The organism is Streptomyces sp. NPDC050504 (assembly GCF_044458065.1).
Classification (GTDB): domain Bacteria; phylum Actinomycetota; class Actinomycetes; order Streptomycetales; family Streptomycetaceae; genus Streptomyces.
This window is the reverse complement of sequence record NZ_JBITHO010000009.1, coordinates 161,036-177,137: the sequence shown is the minus strand read 5'-3', so window position 1 is coordinate 177,137 and position 16,102 is coordinate 161,036. Positions and strand designations below refer to the sequence as shown.

Genomic DNA, 16,102 nt, shown 5'->3' with positions numbered 1-16,102 from the left:
CCGGGCGTGCCGTCAGTAGTTCTGCCACTCGTGGACGCTGTATTCCAGCACCGCCGGATCCATGAGGGTGCTCGCCCGCACGTCCGCCGGACGGCGGTCCAGCGGGAAGACCGTGGCGGCGGCCAGTACGGAGTCGTCCAGGAAGCGCAGCTTCGGCGCCTTCGCGGCCAGGTGCAGCCGGGGCGGCGGTCCTCCGGAGCCCGCGGTGGCCAGGACGTAGCCCCAGTTGCCGAAGCTCGGCACGTCCACCTGGTACGCGGTCGTCGCGTAGCCTGCCTCGGAGATGGTCTCGGCTATGGACCAGTACGACTTGGGGGCGAAGAACGGCGAACCGGCCTGCACGACGACCTGGCTGCCGGGGTTCAGGACGCGGCCCAGCAGATGGTAGAACTCCACGCTGTACAGCTTGGCCAGGGCCGCCGTGTCCGGGTCGGGGAAGTCGATGACGACGGTGTCGTACCGCTCGGTCGCGTCCCGCAGCCAGTTGAACGCGTCGGCGTTCACGGTGGTGACCCGGGGGTCGGCCAGGGCGTTCCCGTTCAGCTCGCGCAGCGGGCCGAAGGTGCGGGCGAGCCTGGTCATCGCCGGGTCGAGGTCGACCAGCGTGGCCTTCTCCACGTCGTCGTAGCGCAGCACCTCGCGCAGCGCGAGGGCGTCGCCGCCGCCGAGGACCAGCACCGACGAGCGCTTGCCCGACAGGGCGGGGTGGACCAGCGCCTCGTGGTAGCGGTACTCGTCGACGGAGGAGAACTGCAGGTCCCCGTTGAGGAAGAGCCGGGTGTCGGGCTTCCCGTTGAACGCGGTCGACCGGGTGACGACTATGTCCTGGTACGGGGTGGTCTCGGCGTGCACGATGGGGTCCCGGTAGAGCTGCTGGCGCGCGGTGACCTCTATGTCGTCCGCGAGCACGTACACCGTGCCGAGCACCGCGAGCACGCAGGCCATGCCGCCGAGCAGGCCGAGCCGCACGGCCCTGCGCGTCTGTTTGCGGAAGATCCACAGGACGACGAGGACCCCGGCCACCGCATTGACGGCCCCCACCACCAGCGCGCCCTTGAGCTGGCCGAAGGCGGGCAGGAGCAGCAGCGGGAAGCAGAGGCCGCCGATCAGCGCGCCGACGTAGTCGGCGGCGAACATGTCGGCGACCGCGCTGCCCGCCTCCTGGCGCCTGATCCGCTGGAGCAGCGTCATCAGCAGCGGTATCTCCGCCCCGATGAGCAGCCCGACGGCGAAGGTGACCACCACCATGGCTGGCATGTAGATCCGCAGCCAGGCGAACGCCACGTACAGCACGAGCACCGAGAGGCCGCCGACGAGCGCCAGCAGCCCCTCGACGAGGGCGAAGGCGCCGACGGCACGGCGTTGCAGCGGTTTGGCGGCGAGCGAGCCGATGCCCATCGCGAAGACCATGACGGAGATGACCACGGAGGTCTGCATCACGGTGTTGCCGATGAGGTAGCTGCCCAGCGCGGTCAGCGCCAGCTCGTAGACCAGGCCGCAGGCGGCGCAGATGAAGACCGCGAAGAGGAGGAGGAAGCGCGCCCCGCGGGAGTACCCGGGCCCGGCGGCGGCCGGGGGCGCGGAACCGGCTGCGTCTCCGGCGTCCCCGGCGGCTCCGGTGGCGGCGTCGGGGGCGCCGGCGGTCTCGCTCGGTGTCGTGGTGGTGCTCATGCGGTGGTCAGGATACGGCGGCGCCGACCATGAAGGCCGTGCCGATGTACATGGCGGCCTGCACCCAGGCGGCGGGGTGGGGACGGCCGTCGGCCGAGTCGTCCAGGACGGCGTGGCCGAGGCGGCCGGGGGTCAGCAGACCGACGACGATCGCGATGAACGTCATCACGGCGACGCCCGACAGGCCGTACACCAGCGTGCTGAACAGGCCGTCGCCCAGGCCCTGTTCGGACTCGCTGGCCCTGATGGACTGGTCGATGACGAGGCCGATGGCGACGGTCTGGCCCGCGAGGAGGATCGCGGCGCCGCGGTTGCGCTCGGTCCACACGACGTGCACGAGCTTGCCGGGGGTGACCAGGTCGAGCGCGATGAAGCCGACCGCCATCACGACGAAGCCGACCAGGCCGTAGAGCAGGGCGTTGCCTGCCGATTCGAAGATGTCTGCCACCGGGGTGCCTTTCGCTGACTGGTCCGGAACGCGGGGAGGGGCTGGGAGGGAGGTGCGGGTGCGCGGGTCGGCCGCCGGACCGTGCGCCGGGGCCGTGTGCCGGGGTCTTGTGGTGGGCCCGGCTACTTGCCGGTTCCCGGGCCGCCGCCGCGGAAGCCGCTGCTGTCCGGGTCGGGCCACGCCTGGTGGACGTACGTCCGCCAGCGGTGGTAGCCGGTCCGGTAGTCGTCGATCTCGATCTTGCTGCCGCTCTGGTGCGGGGAGATGGCGACCATGTCGTCCTTGTAGCGCAGGAACTCCATGCCGGAGCTGCTGGTGCGGTCCTTCGCCTTGGAGTGGCCGTTGATCTCCTTGGCCACCTCGGACGTGGAGTCGCTGGTGTCGACGTACCCGATGCCGCTGCCGCCGTACTCCTTGCGGATCCAGCTGGTCGGCACGTTGTTGTCGCCCTTGTCGCTGGAGCACGCGGCCAGCATCGCCGTGGCGAGGAGCATCAGACTGATGCGTCGGGCGTTCTTCATCGGGCCTCCAGCCGGGTGCGCGTCGCCACGATCTGGCGGCTCTGCGGGTAGGTGTGCCAGGTGCGCCAGCGGATCCCGGCGCCGAGCGGGTCGACCGTCAGCGCGGTGAGCGCGTCGGGCGAGCCGGGAAAGATCCCGTAGAGCGCCCTGGGATGTGCGTCCGCCCGCCGCCGCACCTCCGCGACGTGCTCGGCGAACTCGGCTTCGGCGCAGTGCCGGACGCGGGCGTCGAAGCGGTAGGTCCAGTCGGCGAACTCCTGGGCGACCGCCTCGGGCAGCCCGTCCTCGACGCCGGGCAGACAGGCCACGGTCTCCCGCACGGGACCGGCGAACACCTGGTGCGAGGCGCCGAGGAGCCGCAGTTGGACGTCGAGTCCGCCGACCGACACGTCCCGCACGGCGAGCGCCTCGCGCGCGGGACGCCCGAGTGCGAACGAGAGCTGCTCGGCGCCGGTGTCGAGATAGGGGGTCGTGAGCGCTATGCCGCTCATGTCCACTTGCGATTCAACGATGGTCCCCCGACTGACGGAACGTGCGACGAGCGCGCTGAGTATGGCACAAGTAAAACTCCGGCCATATTCGGGGGGAGCGGGAGCGGGAGCGGGGGCGGGACGGGGGCGGGATCGGGAGCGTGTCGGGAACGGAGGTTTCTAGCCGCGCAGGGCGCGGTGCCGCTCCATGGCCACCGCGCGGAGCACGTCGGCCAGGGTGTGCCGGGTCCTTCCCCGCGTCTTGATCGCGTGGCAGTTGGGGCAGAGCGCGACCATCTGGCTCGGGTGATCACGCCCGCCGCGGCCGAGTTCCGTGACGTGGTCGACTTCGAGGAGCGGCAGGCCCCTGTCCGTGCGGTCGTCGGGCTGGCCCGCGCACCCGGGGTTCTCGCACCTGCCCAGGCTGCGATCGAGCACGGCCCTGCGCGCCCATGCCGAGCGGATCGGATCGCCCGAGGCCGACGGCCGGCGCTTGCCCCGGTCGGCCTCCTCCCGGTCCTCGACGAGACGGCAGAAGCGGTCGTAGGCGGCGGCGCGCGCCACGGCGGCCTCCTCGTCGGACAGCGGTGCGGGTCCTTCGCCGTCCTCGTCGCCGGGGGCGTCGTCGGCCACGGTCTCGTCGAACAGGCCGACCGCCGTGAGCAGCGGCACCTCGTCGAGGTCCGCGAAGAAGCGGTCGACGACGGCCGCGACGAACGCTCCCCTGGCCTCGCCCGAGGTGCGCAGCAGCGTGTACACCGACGGGTCGAGACCGTTGTCCGGCTGCCTCTCCTCCGTCCACCTGAGCGGCTTCGTGCCGCCGTGCGCCCGGGGGACCTCGCCGGTCTGGCCTGGCAGGGTCCACAGTCCCGCGTGGAAGAGGGCCAGCACCGGGTAGTAGGGCCGACGCTGCTCCCCGCGCATTCCGTACCGCACCAGCAGGTCGCCGACTTCGGTGTCCGTGGTCCGCCAGTCCGTCACCCGCGGCTCGCCGCGCAGGGCCCGGCCCGCGGCCCAGAGGAGGGCGATCGGCTGGTAGAGCCGGGGACCGTCGGCCGCGTGCGCGACCCGCAGGGCCTCGACCTTCTTCACCAGACCGTCGGGGGAGAGCGGCGCCGTGCCGGGGGAGAGGGCCGTCCGGCCGGGAGCGTCGTACTCCTCGGCGGCCCGGAGGACCGCATCGGCGGTGGTGTCGGTGAGCGCCATGAATCGAACAGTAATCGATGGGGCGAGGGGCGGGTCCGGTGCGCGTCAGCCGCGCAGTGTCGCCGTGAAGCCGCGGCCGTACGCGTGGTGCGTGGTGGTTTCGAGGAGTGTTCCGCGGGGGGTGCGGGTCACCTTGACGGCGTCGTCCGTCGATACCGGGTGCAGGTGGCGGCCGCGCAGGAGGAGGGCGACCGTGTCGCGTTCGGTGGTGGGGTCGCTGACGGCGACGGTGAACGTGTCGCGGTGGGTGCGGCGCACGAGTACGGAAGCCGGGCCGTCCACCCGTAGGGCCGGAGCTCCGGGCGAGGCCGGGAGGTCGTGCGGGCCGGGCGAGAAGCTGTTCAGGGCCGTCAGGCCGAGGCCGGTGTGAGCGAGGGCCTGGAGGCGGTGGGTGAGGGACAGGATCCGCAGCGGGCCCTTGCGGCGGTAGGAGCGCAGCGCGCTCTCGGTGGCGTGGGGGAGCAGGGCGTAGGCCAGGGCGGCGGGCGGGGCGGCCGGAGCGTGGTCGAAGGTGACGGAGAGCACCTTGCGGGTGACCGGGGTGTCCGGGTTCGCCGTGCGGATCGTGCGCAGGCTCGCGGTGACGTCGGAGAGGGAGACGCGGACCGGGGGAGTGCGCAGGAAGACGTAGCCGACGGACGTCGCGCGGGTGGCGTTCGCGCAGCGGAGCCAGTCGAGCGGCGCCGCGGCGGAGCCGGTGCCGGGGCCCGGCCACGGGCGGCCGTCGCGGGTGCCGCCGGTGACCGTGACCGCGTCGCCGGGCGCGGCCGTCCTGGCGTCGGCCGTCGTCGTCACGGCCCGGCCCGCCGCGTCGCCGATCCCCGCGGCGAGCACCACGATCTCGTCGTCGAAGAGGTACCAGGACTTCGTCGCCCGCGCGTTGAGGTACACCACGAAGTCGTCGGGCAGCACGTGCCGGTCGCGGTACGGGACGTCGGGGGAGTGCACCATCGCGGCCGTGCCGTACGGGCCGAGCACGGTGCCGCCCGAGTGCGGGTGGGTGCCGCGCGGGAAGTAGACGTAGGTGTTCTGGGACTCGGACGACGCCGTGAAGCGCAGCGGGTGGCCGGGGTTGTCGTAGTACGGCTTGCCGTACAGCTCGGGGACCGTGCGCCGCGCTTCCACGGGGGCGGTGACGCCCGCCAGGCCGTACGGCGGGACCGTGGCGTAGTGCTCGGCGCCGTACGCCTGCCGCTGGTCCTCGCCCGAGAGGTACAGGCAGTGCGCGCCCTCGCCCTGGAACCACGGCATCAGGTTCTCGCCGTTCATGTACTCGTACCTGCTGATCCGCGCCGAGCTGCGGGCCAGCGCGAAGGCGTACCCGGGCCTGCGGTGCACGGTCCTGTCCATCGCGTTGAACGCCGTGCTGAGCCGTGCCGGGTTGAGGTCGGCGGGGCGCACGGCCGGGTCCGCGACGATTTCGGCGAGGCGCGCGACGCTCACCGGGGAGACGAAGCGCGCGGTGTCCGGGGGCACCGGCGAGGCCGAGACCAGGTGCTTCGCGTACGACGCGAGGGCCTCGGCGTCCGCGCCCGACGCGAGGGCCGAGAGGTCGACCACGGCCTCGACGACCGCCGCGACGTCGCCGTAGCCGGAGTCGGTCCGCGCGACCGAGCGGCCCTTCACCGCCTCCATCATCCAGCCCTCGAAGATCAGCGGCGCGAACCCGCCGCGCACCCACCCCAGCACGGTCGGCACGAGCGCCGGGCCGTCCGCGAAGCCGGTCCCTTCGAGGGTCCTCAGGCTCTGCACGACCCGGGTGAGCAGCCCCTTGCCGTACGCGCCGGTGTAGGCGACCGAGGAGTGCTGGACGAACGAGCCGTCGGCGTAGTGCCCGTCCGTGACTCCGTGGTTCGGGCGGTACGGGTCGACGGTCACGAACACCGTCAGCTGGTCGGCGAGCGCCTTGCGGATCCGGGCCGCGTCGCCGTTCAGGGCGCCCTGGAGGACGCGGTTGGCGGTGATGTCCGCGAGGTTGGCCCCGGTGTGGAAGCGCGAGTCCAGATCGACGTCGCCGTCCACGCCGTTGCGCAGGTAGGCGTCCATCGACGCGGTGTACGCGCGGATCAGGCCGGGGCGGTGCTCCTCGGCCGGTCCCGGCAGCAGGGCGAGGGCGCGGGTGATGTGCTGGGAGATGCCGATCTCCCAGTGGAACCAGTTGCCGTAGTACCCCTTGGCCTGGTCGCCGTAGTACCGCTCGTGCAGCCACCCCAGGCCGTCGACGACCCTGCGCTGCACGGCGGGGTTCTCGTGCAGGTCGGACGGGGCGGCCGAGGGCGTTCTGGTTGCCAGGGCGATCTCGTACAACTGCCGGTAGGCGGTGTTCAGCCGGGCCTCGTCCGTGCCCAGGACCAGCCCCGCGAACAGCTCGTCCGGGCCCGCCGCGTCCATCGACCTGAGGTTCGCGCGCGCGGTCCGCTCGACGGCGGCGAGCTTGGCGGCGGTCTCGGGGCGCGCGTTGGACTGGGCGGTGCCCGCGAAGACGGCGACGGCGTTGGCGATGAGCCGGGCGCCGTCCTCCCGGGCGCTCCCCGCGCTCTCCGCGCCGTCCGCGCTCGTGCTCGCCACGCCGTCCGCCGCGCCCGCGGGGAGCGCCGGGAGGGCGGACAGCAGCCCCGCGGCCGCGAGCGCGGACATCAGGCGCCTGCGGGTCAACTCGCGGCGGCTTGCGGGCGATCCGGTGTCCGGGCTGGTCTCCATGGGGCCTCCGCCCTCGGGTGGCCGTACGCGGTCGCGCCGACGCGCCGGTGAACGCGCCGGTGAAGCGGCGGGCGGAGTCAAGCAGACGCCCCGGCCGGTGACAAGAGGCCGCCCTCTGGTGTCATGTGGGCCGCGACGCCCCGAGGACATCAGGAGGACCCCTGCCGTGGCCATGGCCGACGAGACGATCCGCAGCTCCACCTACCGCCTGCTCCAGGAGTGGGGCATACACACCATCTTCGGAAACCCGGGATCCAACGAACTCCCCATGATCAAGGCCCTTCCCGAGGGCATGGAGTACGTGCTCGGGCTGCACGAGGGAGCCGTGCTCGCCATGGCCGACGGCTACGCGCTGGCCTCGGGGAAGCCCGCCATGGTCAGCCTGCACTCGGCCGCCGGGCTCGGCAACGCCATGGGGAACCTCACCAACGCCCAGGCCGCGCACACCCCGTTGCTCATCACGGCGGGACAGCAGGTCCGCTCGATGATCCCGCTCAACCCGATGCTCACCGACGTCGACGCCATCGAGCTGCCCAAGCCGCTCGTCAAGTGGAGCGGCGAGCCGAGCCGCCCGCAGGAGGTCCCGCTGCTGCTCTCCAGGGCGCTGCGCATCGCCGATCTGCCGCCGCGCGGGCCCGCGTTCGTCTCGCTGCCCGTGGACGACTGGGAGCACCGGGCCGACCCGGAGCTGGAGGCCGCGCTGGCGGTGCGCACGGTCAGCGGGCGCACCCGCCCCGACCCGGGCGCCCTGGCGGTCGTCGCGGACGCCCTCGTACGGGCCCGCAACCCGGTCCTGGTCCTCGGCCCCGACGTCGACGCGTGCGGCGGGTTCTACGACGCCGTGCGCCTCTCCGAAGCGCTCGCCCTGCCCGTGCACATCGCGCCCACCGCGCCCCGCTGCCCCTTCCCGACCACCCATCCGCACTTCAGGGGCGTCCTCCCGGCCAGCATCGGCGGTCTCTCGCGCACCCTCGAAGGGCACGACCTGGTGCTCGCCGTCGGCACGGCCGTCTTCCGCTACCACGAGAACTCCCCCGGCCCCTACCTGCCCGAAGGCACCCGGCTGTACGCCGTCACCAGCGACCAGGACGAGGCGGCCCGCGCGCCCATGGGCCACGCCGTCATCGGCGACCCCGCCTTCGCCCTCGCCGAACTCCTCGACCTGGTGCCGGAGTCGGCGATGAACCGGCCTGCCCTCGCGCCCCTGCCCGCGCCCGACCTGCCGCAGGAGGACGGCGCGCCGCTCAGCGCGGCGGCCGTCGCGCGGGCCGTCAGCGACACCAAGCCCGAGGACGCGATCGTCGTCGCCGAGTGGACGTCCGGCATCGAGGCCATCTGGCGGCACGTCTCCCTGACCAGGCCCGGCAGCTACTTCTTCCCCGCCTCGGGCTGCCTCGGCTGGGGGCTGCCCGCCGCGATCGGCGTCCAACTGGCGCAGCCGCGGCGCCCGGTCGTCGCCCTGATCGGCGACGGGGCCTCGCACTACACGATCAGCGCGCTGTGGACTGCGGCGCACTACGGCGTCCCGGTCACCTTCCTGCTGATGCGCAACAACGAGTACGGGGCGCTCAAGCGGTTCTCCGAACTGCTCGACACCCCCGAGGCGCCCGGCCTCGAACTGCCCGGCATCGACCACTGCGCGATCGCCAGGGGCTACGGGCTGCCCGCCGTGCGGCCCGACTCGCTCGCGGAGCTCCGCGCCGAGCTGGCCAAGGCGTTCGCGGCGCCGGGACCGCACTTCATCGAGGTGCCGGTACGGCGCTGGAGCGAAGGCGGGTAGCGGCAGGCGGCCGACGGGGGATGAGGGATGAGGGCGTGCCCGTGTGCCGTCACACGGGCAGCAGCCGCGCCGTCAGCGCGCCGAGCTGCTCGGCGTTGCGGCACTCGTGCATCGGCACGAGGCCCGCGTAGCCGAGCGCCGCGGAGTCGCCGGTCGGCCACAGGGAGCGCCGCTCGGGGTTGAACCAGTGCACCTGCCTGGCCCGATCGGCGATGTGGCGCAGCGCCGCGAAGTTCGGGTCGGCCTGGTTCGTACGGGCGTCCCCGAGTACGAAGACCGTGGTGCGCGGGCCGACGGCGTCGCCGTACCGTTCCACGAACTCTCCCAGCGCCGTGCCGTAGTCGCTGCTGCCGTGCCAGCCGGTCAGGGCGGCCCGCTCCTGGATGCGGGCGCCGAGACCGGCCGGGTCGGCGGCGCCGCGCGTCACCAGGGCCGTCACCTCGTCCGTCCGGTTGACGAACGCGAAGATCCGCACCTTGCTGAACTGCTCGCGCAGCGCCTGCACCAGCAGCATGGTGAAGTCCGAGAACCCGGCCACCGACCCCGACACGTCGCACAGCAGCACCAGTTCGGGCCTGACCGGGCGGCGCCTGCGCAGCACCGGACGCATCGGGACTCCGCCGGTGGAGAGCGAGCCGCGCAGGGTGCGCCGCAGGTCGACGGTGCCCCGGGCCGCCCTGCGCCGCCGTGCGGCGAGCCGGGTGGCGAGCTTGCGGGCGAGCGGGCGCACCACGCGCCGCAGTTCGTCCAGCCTGCCCTGGCCCGCGACGAGGAAGTCCACCCGGTCGGGGGCCGGTGCGACGGCCCTGCGCGCGATCTCCTCGGTGCCGCGCCGTTCGGCGACCCTGCGGCGCGCCTCGGTGGCCACCAACCGCCGGAACTCCTCGATGAGCCGACGGATCTCGTCGTCGACGAGCCGGTCCGCGAACGCGTCCCCTGGCCCGTCCTCTGGCCCGTCCCCTTGCTCGTCGCCTTGTCCGCCGCCGGTCCCGGTGCCGCGCCCCTGCCCGGCGCCCCGGCGGACGGCGGTGCGCACCTTGGCCAGCAGGGTCTGCGGCCGCATCCGGTCCAGCGTCTGGTGCGCGGACCAGCCGTCGGACCCCGGTGAACTGCCGTATCCGCCGAGCGCGTCGACCGCGTCCGCCGCGATCTGCGCCATGGCGGACTGGTCGCCCGCGGCCAGGGCGTCGGCCAGCCGGTCGCGCAGCGCGTCGCGGCTCCGGTCGTCGCGGTCCCGGTCCCCCTCTGACGCGGACGTGCGGCGCGTGAGCGGGAAGTACAGGTCGAAGACCGGGTCGAACACCGAGCGCTGGCCCTCCTGGTGCAGCAGCGCCGCCGCGAGCCCGGCCCGCAGCCGCTCCCGGTCGGCGAGGCCCAGCACGTCCACCACGGCCGCCGCGTCCACCGACTCGCCCGTGCCGATGCGCAGCCCGTGCTCCCGCAGCGTCCGCACCAGGCCGGTCACGTGGTCCGCGAGCCCGTGGTCCGCGAGCCCGTACCGCGTGGCACCGGGCGCCGTCACGGCGCGTCCAGGTCCAGCTTGGCCGACGCGGTCAGGATGTCGTCCTGGTGCTTGAGGAGCACGCCCAGGCTGTCCCGTACGAACGCCTCGTCCAGGGTCCGCGCGCCGAGCGCAAGCAGCGTGCGCGCCCAGTCGACGCTCTCCGCGACGGACGGCACCTTGCGCAGGTCCATCGCGCGCAGCGCCGCCACGACCCGTACGACGGAGGCGGCGAGCGCTTCGTCGAGCCCCGGCACCTTCAGCGAGACGATGCGGCGCTCCAGCTCCTCGTCGGGGAAGCCGATGTGCAGGAACAGGCAGCGGCGGCGCAGCGCCTCGGACAGCTCGCGGCTGGCGTTCGAGGTGAGGACGGTGAAGGGGCGGCGGGTCGCGGTGACCGTGCCCAGCTCGGGGACCGTGATCTGGAAGTCGCTGAGCACCTCCAGGAGCAGCCCCTCGATCTCGACGTCCGCCTTGTCGGTCTCGTCGATCAGCAGTACCGCGGGGTCCGTGCCGCGGATCGCCGTCAGCAGGGGCCTGGGGAGCAGGAACTCCTCGCTGAAGACGTCCGTGCGGGTCTCGTCCCAGGAGCGGTCGCGGCCCGCGGTGATCCGCAGCAGCTGCTTGGCGTGGTTCCACTCGTAGAGCGCGCGGGCCTCGTCCACGCCCTCGTAGCACTGCAACCGCACCAGCTCCGCGCCCGCCGCCTCGGCGACCGCCTTGGCCAGCTGGGTCTTTCCGGTGCCGGCGGGCCCCTCGACCAGCAGCGGCTTGCCCAGCCGGTCGGCGAGGAACACGGTCGTGGCGACCGCGGTCGACGCGAGGTAGCCCGTCGCGGCGAGGCGCGCGGAGACGTCGTCCACGGAGCTGAAGTACCCGGTGCTGGCGGGCGGCACGGTCGTCATGACAGCACTTGATCAGCTCAGGGCCCCGGCCACAACCGGCGGCGGGGCGGTGCGGTGAAGGTCATACGGTCGTACGCGCGGGTGTGCGCGGGTGGTGCCGACCGGCGGGGGACGGGACCCCGCCGGTCGGCACCGGCCCGGTCGGGGTCAGCGGCCCTGGAGCGCCTTGACGTTGTTGCCGAACGTCCAGTTCTTGGAGCCGTCCCAGTTGATCGACCAGGTCATCAGGCCCTTGAGCGCGCCGTTGTACTTGTTCCACGCCTGCGCGACCAGGCCGGGGCTCATGTAGCCGCCGCCCGCGCCGGGCTGCGCGGGCAGGCCCGGTGCCTGCTTGTCGTACGGCACCTTGATCGTCGTGCCCTGGATGACGAGGCCCTTGTTCAGGCAGTCGGTCTGCGCGGTGAAGCCCTGCACGGTGCCGGCCTGGTAGGAGTCGCCGGAGCAGCCGTACATGCTGCCGTTGTAGTACTGCATGTTGAGCCACCACAGGCGGCCGTTGTCCGCGTACTTCTTGATGATCGGGAGGTACGCGCCCCAGATCGAGCCGTAGACGATGCTGCCGCCGGTGACGTACGCCGTCTCGGGGGCCATCGTCAGGCCGAAGCCCGCGGGCATCTGGGCGAGGACGCCGTCGATGATGCGGACCAGGTTGGCCTGCGAGGCCGAGAGCTGGTTGATGTTGCCGCTGCCGACGAGGCCGGTCTCGATGTCGATGTCGATCCCGTCGAAGTTGTACTTCTTCAGGATCGGCACGATCGTCGCGACGAACCGGTCGGCCACGGCCGCGGAGTTGAGGTCGATGCCCGCGGCGGCGCCGCCGATCGACATCAGGATGGTGGCGCCCTGCGCCTTGGCCTGGCACATCTCGGCGGGCGTGGAGACCTTCACCGTGGCGTCCATGCCGTTCTCCCACAGGACGGTGCCGTCCGAGCGGATGACCGGGAAGGCCGCGTTGATGACGTTGTAGCCGCGGTCGCGGATGCGGGTGTCGCTGATCGGGGTCCAGCCGAAGGGCGGGTGGACCCCGTTGGCGGCGCCGTCCCAGTTCTCCCAGTAGCCCTGGAGGATCTTGCCCGCGGGCCTGGGCTTGAGCGGACAGGTGTCTTCCTGGGCGGTGGGTGCGGGGGCGGCGGGTGCTTGAGCGGCGGGCACGGGTGCGCCTGGCGCGGCCGGGGAGGGTGCCGCGGTGGCGGTGAGCGGGGCGAGGAGAGGGATCGACAGGGCGAGGCCCAGGAACCATCTGCTGACGGGGGACACGTGTACCTCCGACTGTGGGGGTGTCTGGAGAGACGTACGTCATGCGGTGTGCGCCCACACGCTAGGGAGGCGCCCCACCCCCGTCAATAGGTCTGGACCAAAGGGCGGACCGCGTGGTTCAGTTGGCTCCCGAGCCGTTCCCTCGGCCGAGCGGGCGCACCGGCGAACCGGCCAGGTACGCCGCGATGTCCTCGACCGCCTGCCCGTAGTACGTCGCGTAGTTGGCGCGCGACACGTACCCGAGGTGCGGGGTCGCCAGCAGGCGCGGCGCCGTCCGCATCGGGTGGTCGGCGGGCAGCGGTTCGACGTCGAAGACGTCCACCCCCGCCCCGGCGATCCGGCCCTCGCGCAGCGCGGCGAGCAGCGCGTCCTGGTCGACGATCGCGGCCCGCGAGGTGTTGACCAGGAAGGCGGTCGGCTTCATCAGTGCCAGCTCGGCCGCGCCGATCAGCCCCTCGGTGCGGTCGCTCAGCGCCAGGTGCACGGAGACGAAGTCGCTGCCCGTCAGCAACTCCTCCTTGGAAGGGGCCAGTTCGACGCCGCACTCCTCGGCGCGCTCCTTCGTCAGGTGCCGGCTCCAGGCCGTGACCTCCATCCCGAAGGCGAGCGCGATCCGCGCCACCCTGCCGCCGATCTTCCCGAGCCCCAGGATCCCGAGGCGGCTGCCGTGCAGATCGGCGCCGACCGTGCTCTGCCAGGGCCCGCCCGTCCGCAGCGCGGTGCTCTCCGGCACGAGGCCCCGGGCGAGGCCCAGCAGCAGTGCCCAGGTCAGCTCGGTGGGCGGGGTCGGTGCACTGGCCGTGCCGCACACGGTCACGCCGCCGCGCTCGGCGGCGGCGAAGTCGATCACGGAGTTGCGCATCCCGGAGGCGATCAGCAGCTTCAGCCGGGGCAGCCGGGCGAGCAGCGAACCGGGGAACGCGACGCGCTCGCGCAGGGTGACCACGACGTCGAAGTCCGCGAGCGCGGCGGCCAGCGCGTCCTCGGACGCGAAGTGCTCGGTGAACGCGACGACCTCCACCCGGTCCGCGACCGGGCTCCAGTCGGCGGCGGTGGCCGCGGCGCTCTGGAAGTCGTCGAGTACGGCACAGCGCAGACGCATGGCGGGGTTCCCTTTCGGCCGGGGAGTGCGTGGTGGGGCGCGGTGCGCCGCCGGACGCACGACGGGGGCGTCCGGAGCGTTCCGGGCGCCCCCATCATGATCCACGGACCGAAGCGGGCGGGCTACGGCTCGAAGGGGGTCAGGACGAAGACGGGGATCTCCCGCTCGGCCTTGAGCGCGTACTGCGCGTACTGCGGGAAGGCGGCCACGGACCGCTCCCACCACACGGCGCGCTCCTCACCCGTCACCAGCCGGGCGCGGTAGTCCTTCCTCACCGGACCGTCCTGGAGCTCCACGTGCGGCTGAGCGACGACGTTGTGGTACCAGGACGGGTGCGCCGGGTCGCCGCCCTTGGAGCCCACCGCCGCGTACTCCCCTTCGTGCTCGACCCGCATCAAGGGGTTCTTGCGGAGCTTCCCGCTCTTCGCGCCGACGGACGTCAGCAGGACGACCCGCATCCCCTGAAGGGTCGTCCCCTCGGTACCGCCGGAGGATTCGATGAGTTCGGCCTGCTTGCTCGCCCAGTCCCACGTACCGGGCTCGTATTCACCAGAGAGAGGCATGACCGTTCCAACGAGCGACCGCGCTCCCGGATTCCCCGCATCCGCGCTCCCCGATTCTCCGCATCCGCGCTCCCCGATTCTCCGCGCCCGTGCTCCCGGATTTCCGTACTGCGGACGGGCCGGTCCCGTTAGGGTCGACGGCATGCCCGATCCGGACGCCGTACGCCGCATCGCCGACCGCTACCGGCTCGAACCGCTGCCCGTCGAGGGCGGGTTGTTCCGCCAGACGTGGGCGGGGCCGCCGGGGCCGGACGGCCGCCCGTGCGGCACGGCCATCATGGTGCTGCTCACCTCGGCCGACGGCGACTTCTCCGCACTGCACAGGCTGCCCACCGACGAGGTGTGGCACTTCTACCGGGGCGACCCCCTGGAACTGCTGCTCCTCGCACCGGACGGCTCCGACCGGCTGGTTCGCCTCGGCGACTTCGACGGCGGCGGTCCCGTGCAGTTCACGGTCCCGGCGGGCACCTGGATGGGGGCGAAGGTCGCGCGGGGCGGGGAATGGGCACTGTTCGGCACCACCATGGCGCCCGGTTTCGAACCCGCGGACTACGAAGGCGGCGACGCGGACGAACTGTGCCGCCGCTACCCCGGGCGGGCGGGGCGCATCAGGGAACTGTGCCGCCCCGGAGGGCCGTTGCGGATGACAGCGGAGAACGAGGGAGGGGCGAACCATGGGGATGCGTGATTCCGCGCTGCCCGACCTGACCGGGCGCACCGCGCTCGTCACCGGCGCGAGCGGACTGATCGGCGGTGGAATCGCCTGGCGGTTCGCACGGGCCGGCGCGGACGTGGTGGTCCACTACCACCGCGCCGAGCGGCCCGCCCTCGACCTCGTCGAGCGGATCACCGAGGGCGGGGGCGGCGCCATCGCCGTACAGGCCGACCTCACCAGGGAGGCGGAGTGCGCGCGCCTGGTGGAGACGGCCGCCGTCTGGCGGGGCGGGCTCGACGCGCTGGTCAACAACGCCGGGGTGCAGCCCGTGCAGCCGCTGGAGGGCATGACGGCCGACGACTGGCGGGCGCTGTACGAGGCGAACACCACCAGCGCGTTCGGCTGCACCCAGGCCGTCGTCCCCGTCCTGGCGGAGCGCGGCGGCGGGACCGTCACCCACATCGCGTCGATCGAGGGCAGCGCCCCCGCGCCGGGGCACGCGCACTACAGCGCGGCCAAGGCGGCGCTGATCATGTTCGCCAGGTCGGCCGCGCTGGAGTACGGCCCCCTCGGGATCCGCGTCAACTCCGTGTCGCCCGGCCTGATCGACCGCCCCGGACTGGCCGACGACTGGCCGGAAGGAGTGCGTCGCTGGACGGGTGCCGCCCCACTGAAGAGGCTCGGCAGCCCCGAGGACATCGGCAACGCGTGCGTGTTCCTGGCGTCGGACGCGGCGGCCTGGATCACCGGGACCGACCTGGTGGTGGACGGCGGGATCGGGGCCAGGCCGACCTGGTAGCCGAAAGAGCCGGTTCACGCGACGGAAACAACGGCTCGGCAGAATTCCGTTCCATGAAGATCGAAGAGGTCGCCTGGGACGCGCCCGACGCGGTGCTGCTGCGCGCCCGCCAGCGGGCCGAGATCGCCGAGGTGTACGGCACCACGGAGAGCGAGCCCGGCCCGCCGCCGACCGCCGCCGACATGGTGGCGTTCTTCGTCGCGTACGACGCGGAGGGCACCGCCGTCGGCTGCGGCGGCCTGCGGGGGCTCGACGGGGCGACGGGCGAGGTCAAGCGGATGTACGTCGCCCCCGACGCGCGCGGCACGGGGGCGGCCGCGCGCGTGCTGGGCGCGATCGAGGAGTGGGCCAGGGGGCGGGGCTGGACGCGGCTGCGGCTGGAGACGGGTGACCGGCAGCCCGCCGCGGTGCGGTTCTACACGCGCTCGGGGTACGTACGGATCCCCAACTTCGGGGCGTACGAGGGGTGTGCGGACTCGCTCTGCTTCGAGCGGCTGCTCTGACCGGCGTTTCCTGACGGTCCC

Annotated in this window: 15 protein-coding genes; 4 read left to right on the top strand and 11 right to left on the bottom strand. The window is 73.0% G+C overall.

Going from position 1 to position 16,102, the window contains the following annotated elements:
* Positions 1–12: 12 nt before the first annotated feature.
* From ACIBNE_RS31065 to ACIBNE_RS31040, 6 genes are all read right to left on the bottom strand, one after another.
* Positions 13–1,671, bottom strand: a complete 1,659-nt coding sequence (locus tag ACIBNE_RS31065) for a polyamine aminopropyltransferase (RefSeq protein ID WP_399277446.1) — start codon at positions 1,669–1,671, stop codon at positions 13–15.
* A 7-nt stretch (positions 1,672–1,678) separates the two neighbouring features.
* Positions 1,679–2,119 (bottom strand): DUF350 domain-containing protein, encoded by a 441-nt coding sequence (locus ACIBNE_RS31060; protein ID WP_399277444.1) that lies wholly within the window; start codon positions 2,117–2,119, stop codon positions 1,679–1,681.
* A 122-nt stretch (positions 2,120–2,241) separates the two neighbouring features.
* Positions 2,242–2,640: a DUF4247 domain-containing protein gene (locus ACIBNE_RS31055; RefSeq protein ID WP_399277442.1), complete on the bottom strand. Its 399-nt coding sequence runs from the start codon at positions 2,638–2,640 to the stop codon at positions 2,242–2,244.
* On the bottom strand, positions 2,637–3,131 hold the full coding sequence (locus ACIBNE_RS31050; protein WP_399277440.1) for a DUF2617 family protein: 495 nt from the start codon (positions 3,129–3,131) through the stop codon (positions 2,637–2,639). The genes ACIBNE_RS31055 and ACIBNE_RS31050 overlap by 4 nt, the downstream gene beginning before the upstream one ends.
* Before the next feature lie 159 nt (positions 3,132–3,290).
* The gene (locus tag ACIBNE_RS31045) at positions 3,291–4,316 is read right to left on the bottom strand and encodes an HNH endonuclease signature motif containing protein (RefSeq protein WP_399277438.1); all 1,026 of its coding nucleotides are present in this window, start codon (positions 4,314–4,316) and stop codon (positions 3,291–3,293) included.
* Positions 4,317–4,361: 45 nt separating this feature from the next.
* A complete protein-coding gene (locus ACIBNE_RS31040) occupies positions 4,362–7,016 on the bottom strand; it encodes a polysaccharide lyase family 8 super-sandwich domain-containing protein (RefSeq protein ID WP_399277436.1) in 2,655 nt (884 codons plus the stop codon).
* Between the two features lie 172 nt (positions 7,017–7,188).
* On the opposite strand from ACIBNE_RS31040, the gene mdlC reads away from it, so the two are divergent.
* Positions 7,189–8,796: a benzoylformate decarboxylase gene (gene mdlC, locus ACIBNE_RS31035; protein WP_399277777.1), complete on the top strand. Its 1,608-nt coding sequence runs from the start codon at positions 7,189–7,191 to the stop codon at positions 8,794–8,796.
* Between the two features lie 49 nt (positions 8,797–8,845).
* Here mdlC and ACIBNE_RS31030 read toward each other — a convergent pair whose 3' ends face one another.
* The 5 genes from ACIBNE_RS31030 to ACIBNE_RS31010 form a co-directional block, all read right to left on the bottom strand.
* A complete protein-coding gene (locus ACIBNE_RS31030) occupies positions 8,846–10,318 on the bottom strand; it encodes a VWA domain-containing protein (RefSeq protein WP_399277434.1) in 1,473 nt (490 codons plus the stop codon).
* Complete coding sequence (locus tag ACIBNE_RS31025) at positions 10,315–11,202, bottom strand: AAA family ATPase (protein WP_399277433.1); 888 nt, start codon at positions 11,200–11,202, stop codon at positions 10,315–10,317. Before ACIBNE_RS31025 ends, ACIBNE_RS31030 begins: the two co-directional genes overlap by 4 nt.
* A 147-nt stretch (positions 11,203–11,349) precedes the next feature.
* Entirely contained in the window at positions 11,350–12,417 is a 1,068-nt protein-coding gene (locus tag ACIBNE_RS31020) for a chitinase (protein WP_399277775.1), read from the bottom strand.
* A 160-nt stretch (positions 12,418–12,577) separates the two neighbouring features.
* On the bottom strand, positions 12,578–13,561 hold the full coding sequence (locus ACIBNE_RS31015; RefSeq protein ID WP_399277431.1) for a D-2-hydroxyacid dehydrogenase family protein: 984 nt from the start codon (positions 13,559–13,561) through the stop codon (positions 12,578–12,580).
* A gap of 122 nt (positions 13,562–13,683) precedes the next feature.
* Complete coding sequence (locus ACIBNE_RS31010) at positions 13,684–14,124, bottom strand: nitroreductase family deazaflavin-dependent oxidoreductase (RefSeq protein ID WP_399277429.1); 441 nt, start codon at positions 14,122–14,124, stop codon at positions 13,684–13,686.
* A 142-nt stretch (positions 14,125–14,266) separates the two neighbouring features.
* On the opposite strand from ACIBNE_RS31010, the gene ACIBNE_RS31005 reads away from it, so the two are divergent.
* From ACIBNE_RS31005 to ACIBNE_RS30995, 3 genes are read left to right on the top strand one after another with little or no spacing between them, the layout of a single operon-like run.
* Complete coding sequence (locus ACIBNE_RS31005) at positions 14,267–14,812, top strand: cupin domain-containing protein (RefSeq protein WP_399277427.1); 546 nt, start codon at positions 14,267–14,269, stop codon at positions 14,810–14,812.
* Entirely contained in the window at positions 14,805–15,578 is a 774-nt protein-coding gene (locus tag ACIBNE_RS31000) for an SDR family NAD(P)-dependent oxidoreductase (RefSeq protein ID WP_399277773.1), read from the top strand. Before ACIBNE_RS31005 ends, ACIBNE_RS31000 begins: the two co-directional genes overlap by 8 nt.
* A 53-nt stretch (positions 15,579–15,631) precedes the next feature.
* On the top strand, positions 15,632–16,081 hold the full coding sequence (locus ACIBNE_RS30995) for a GNAT family N-acetyltransferase (protein WP_399277425.1): 450 nt from the start codon (positions 15,632–15,634) through the stop codon (positions 16,079–16,081).
* The last annotated feature ends 21 nt before the right edge of the window (positions 16,082–16,102 follow it).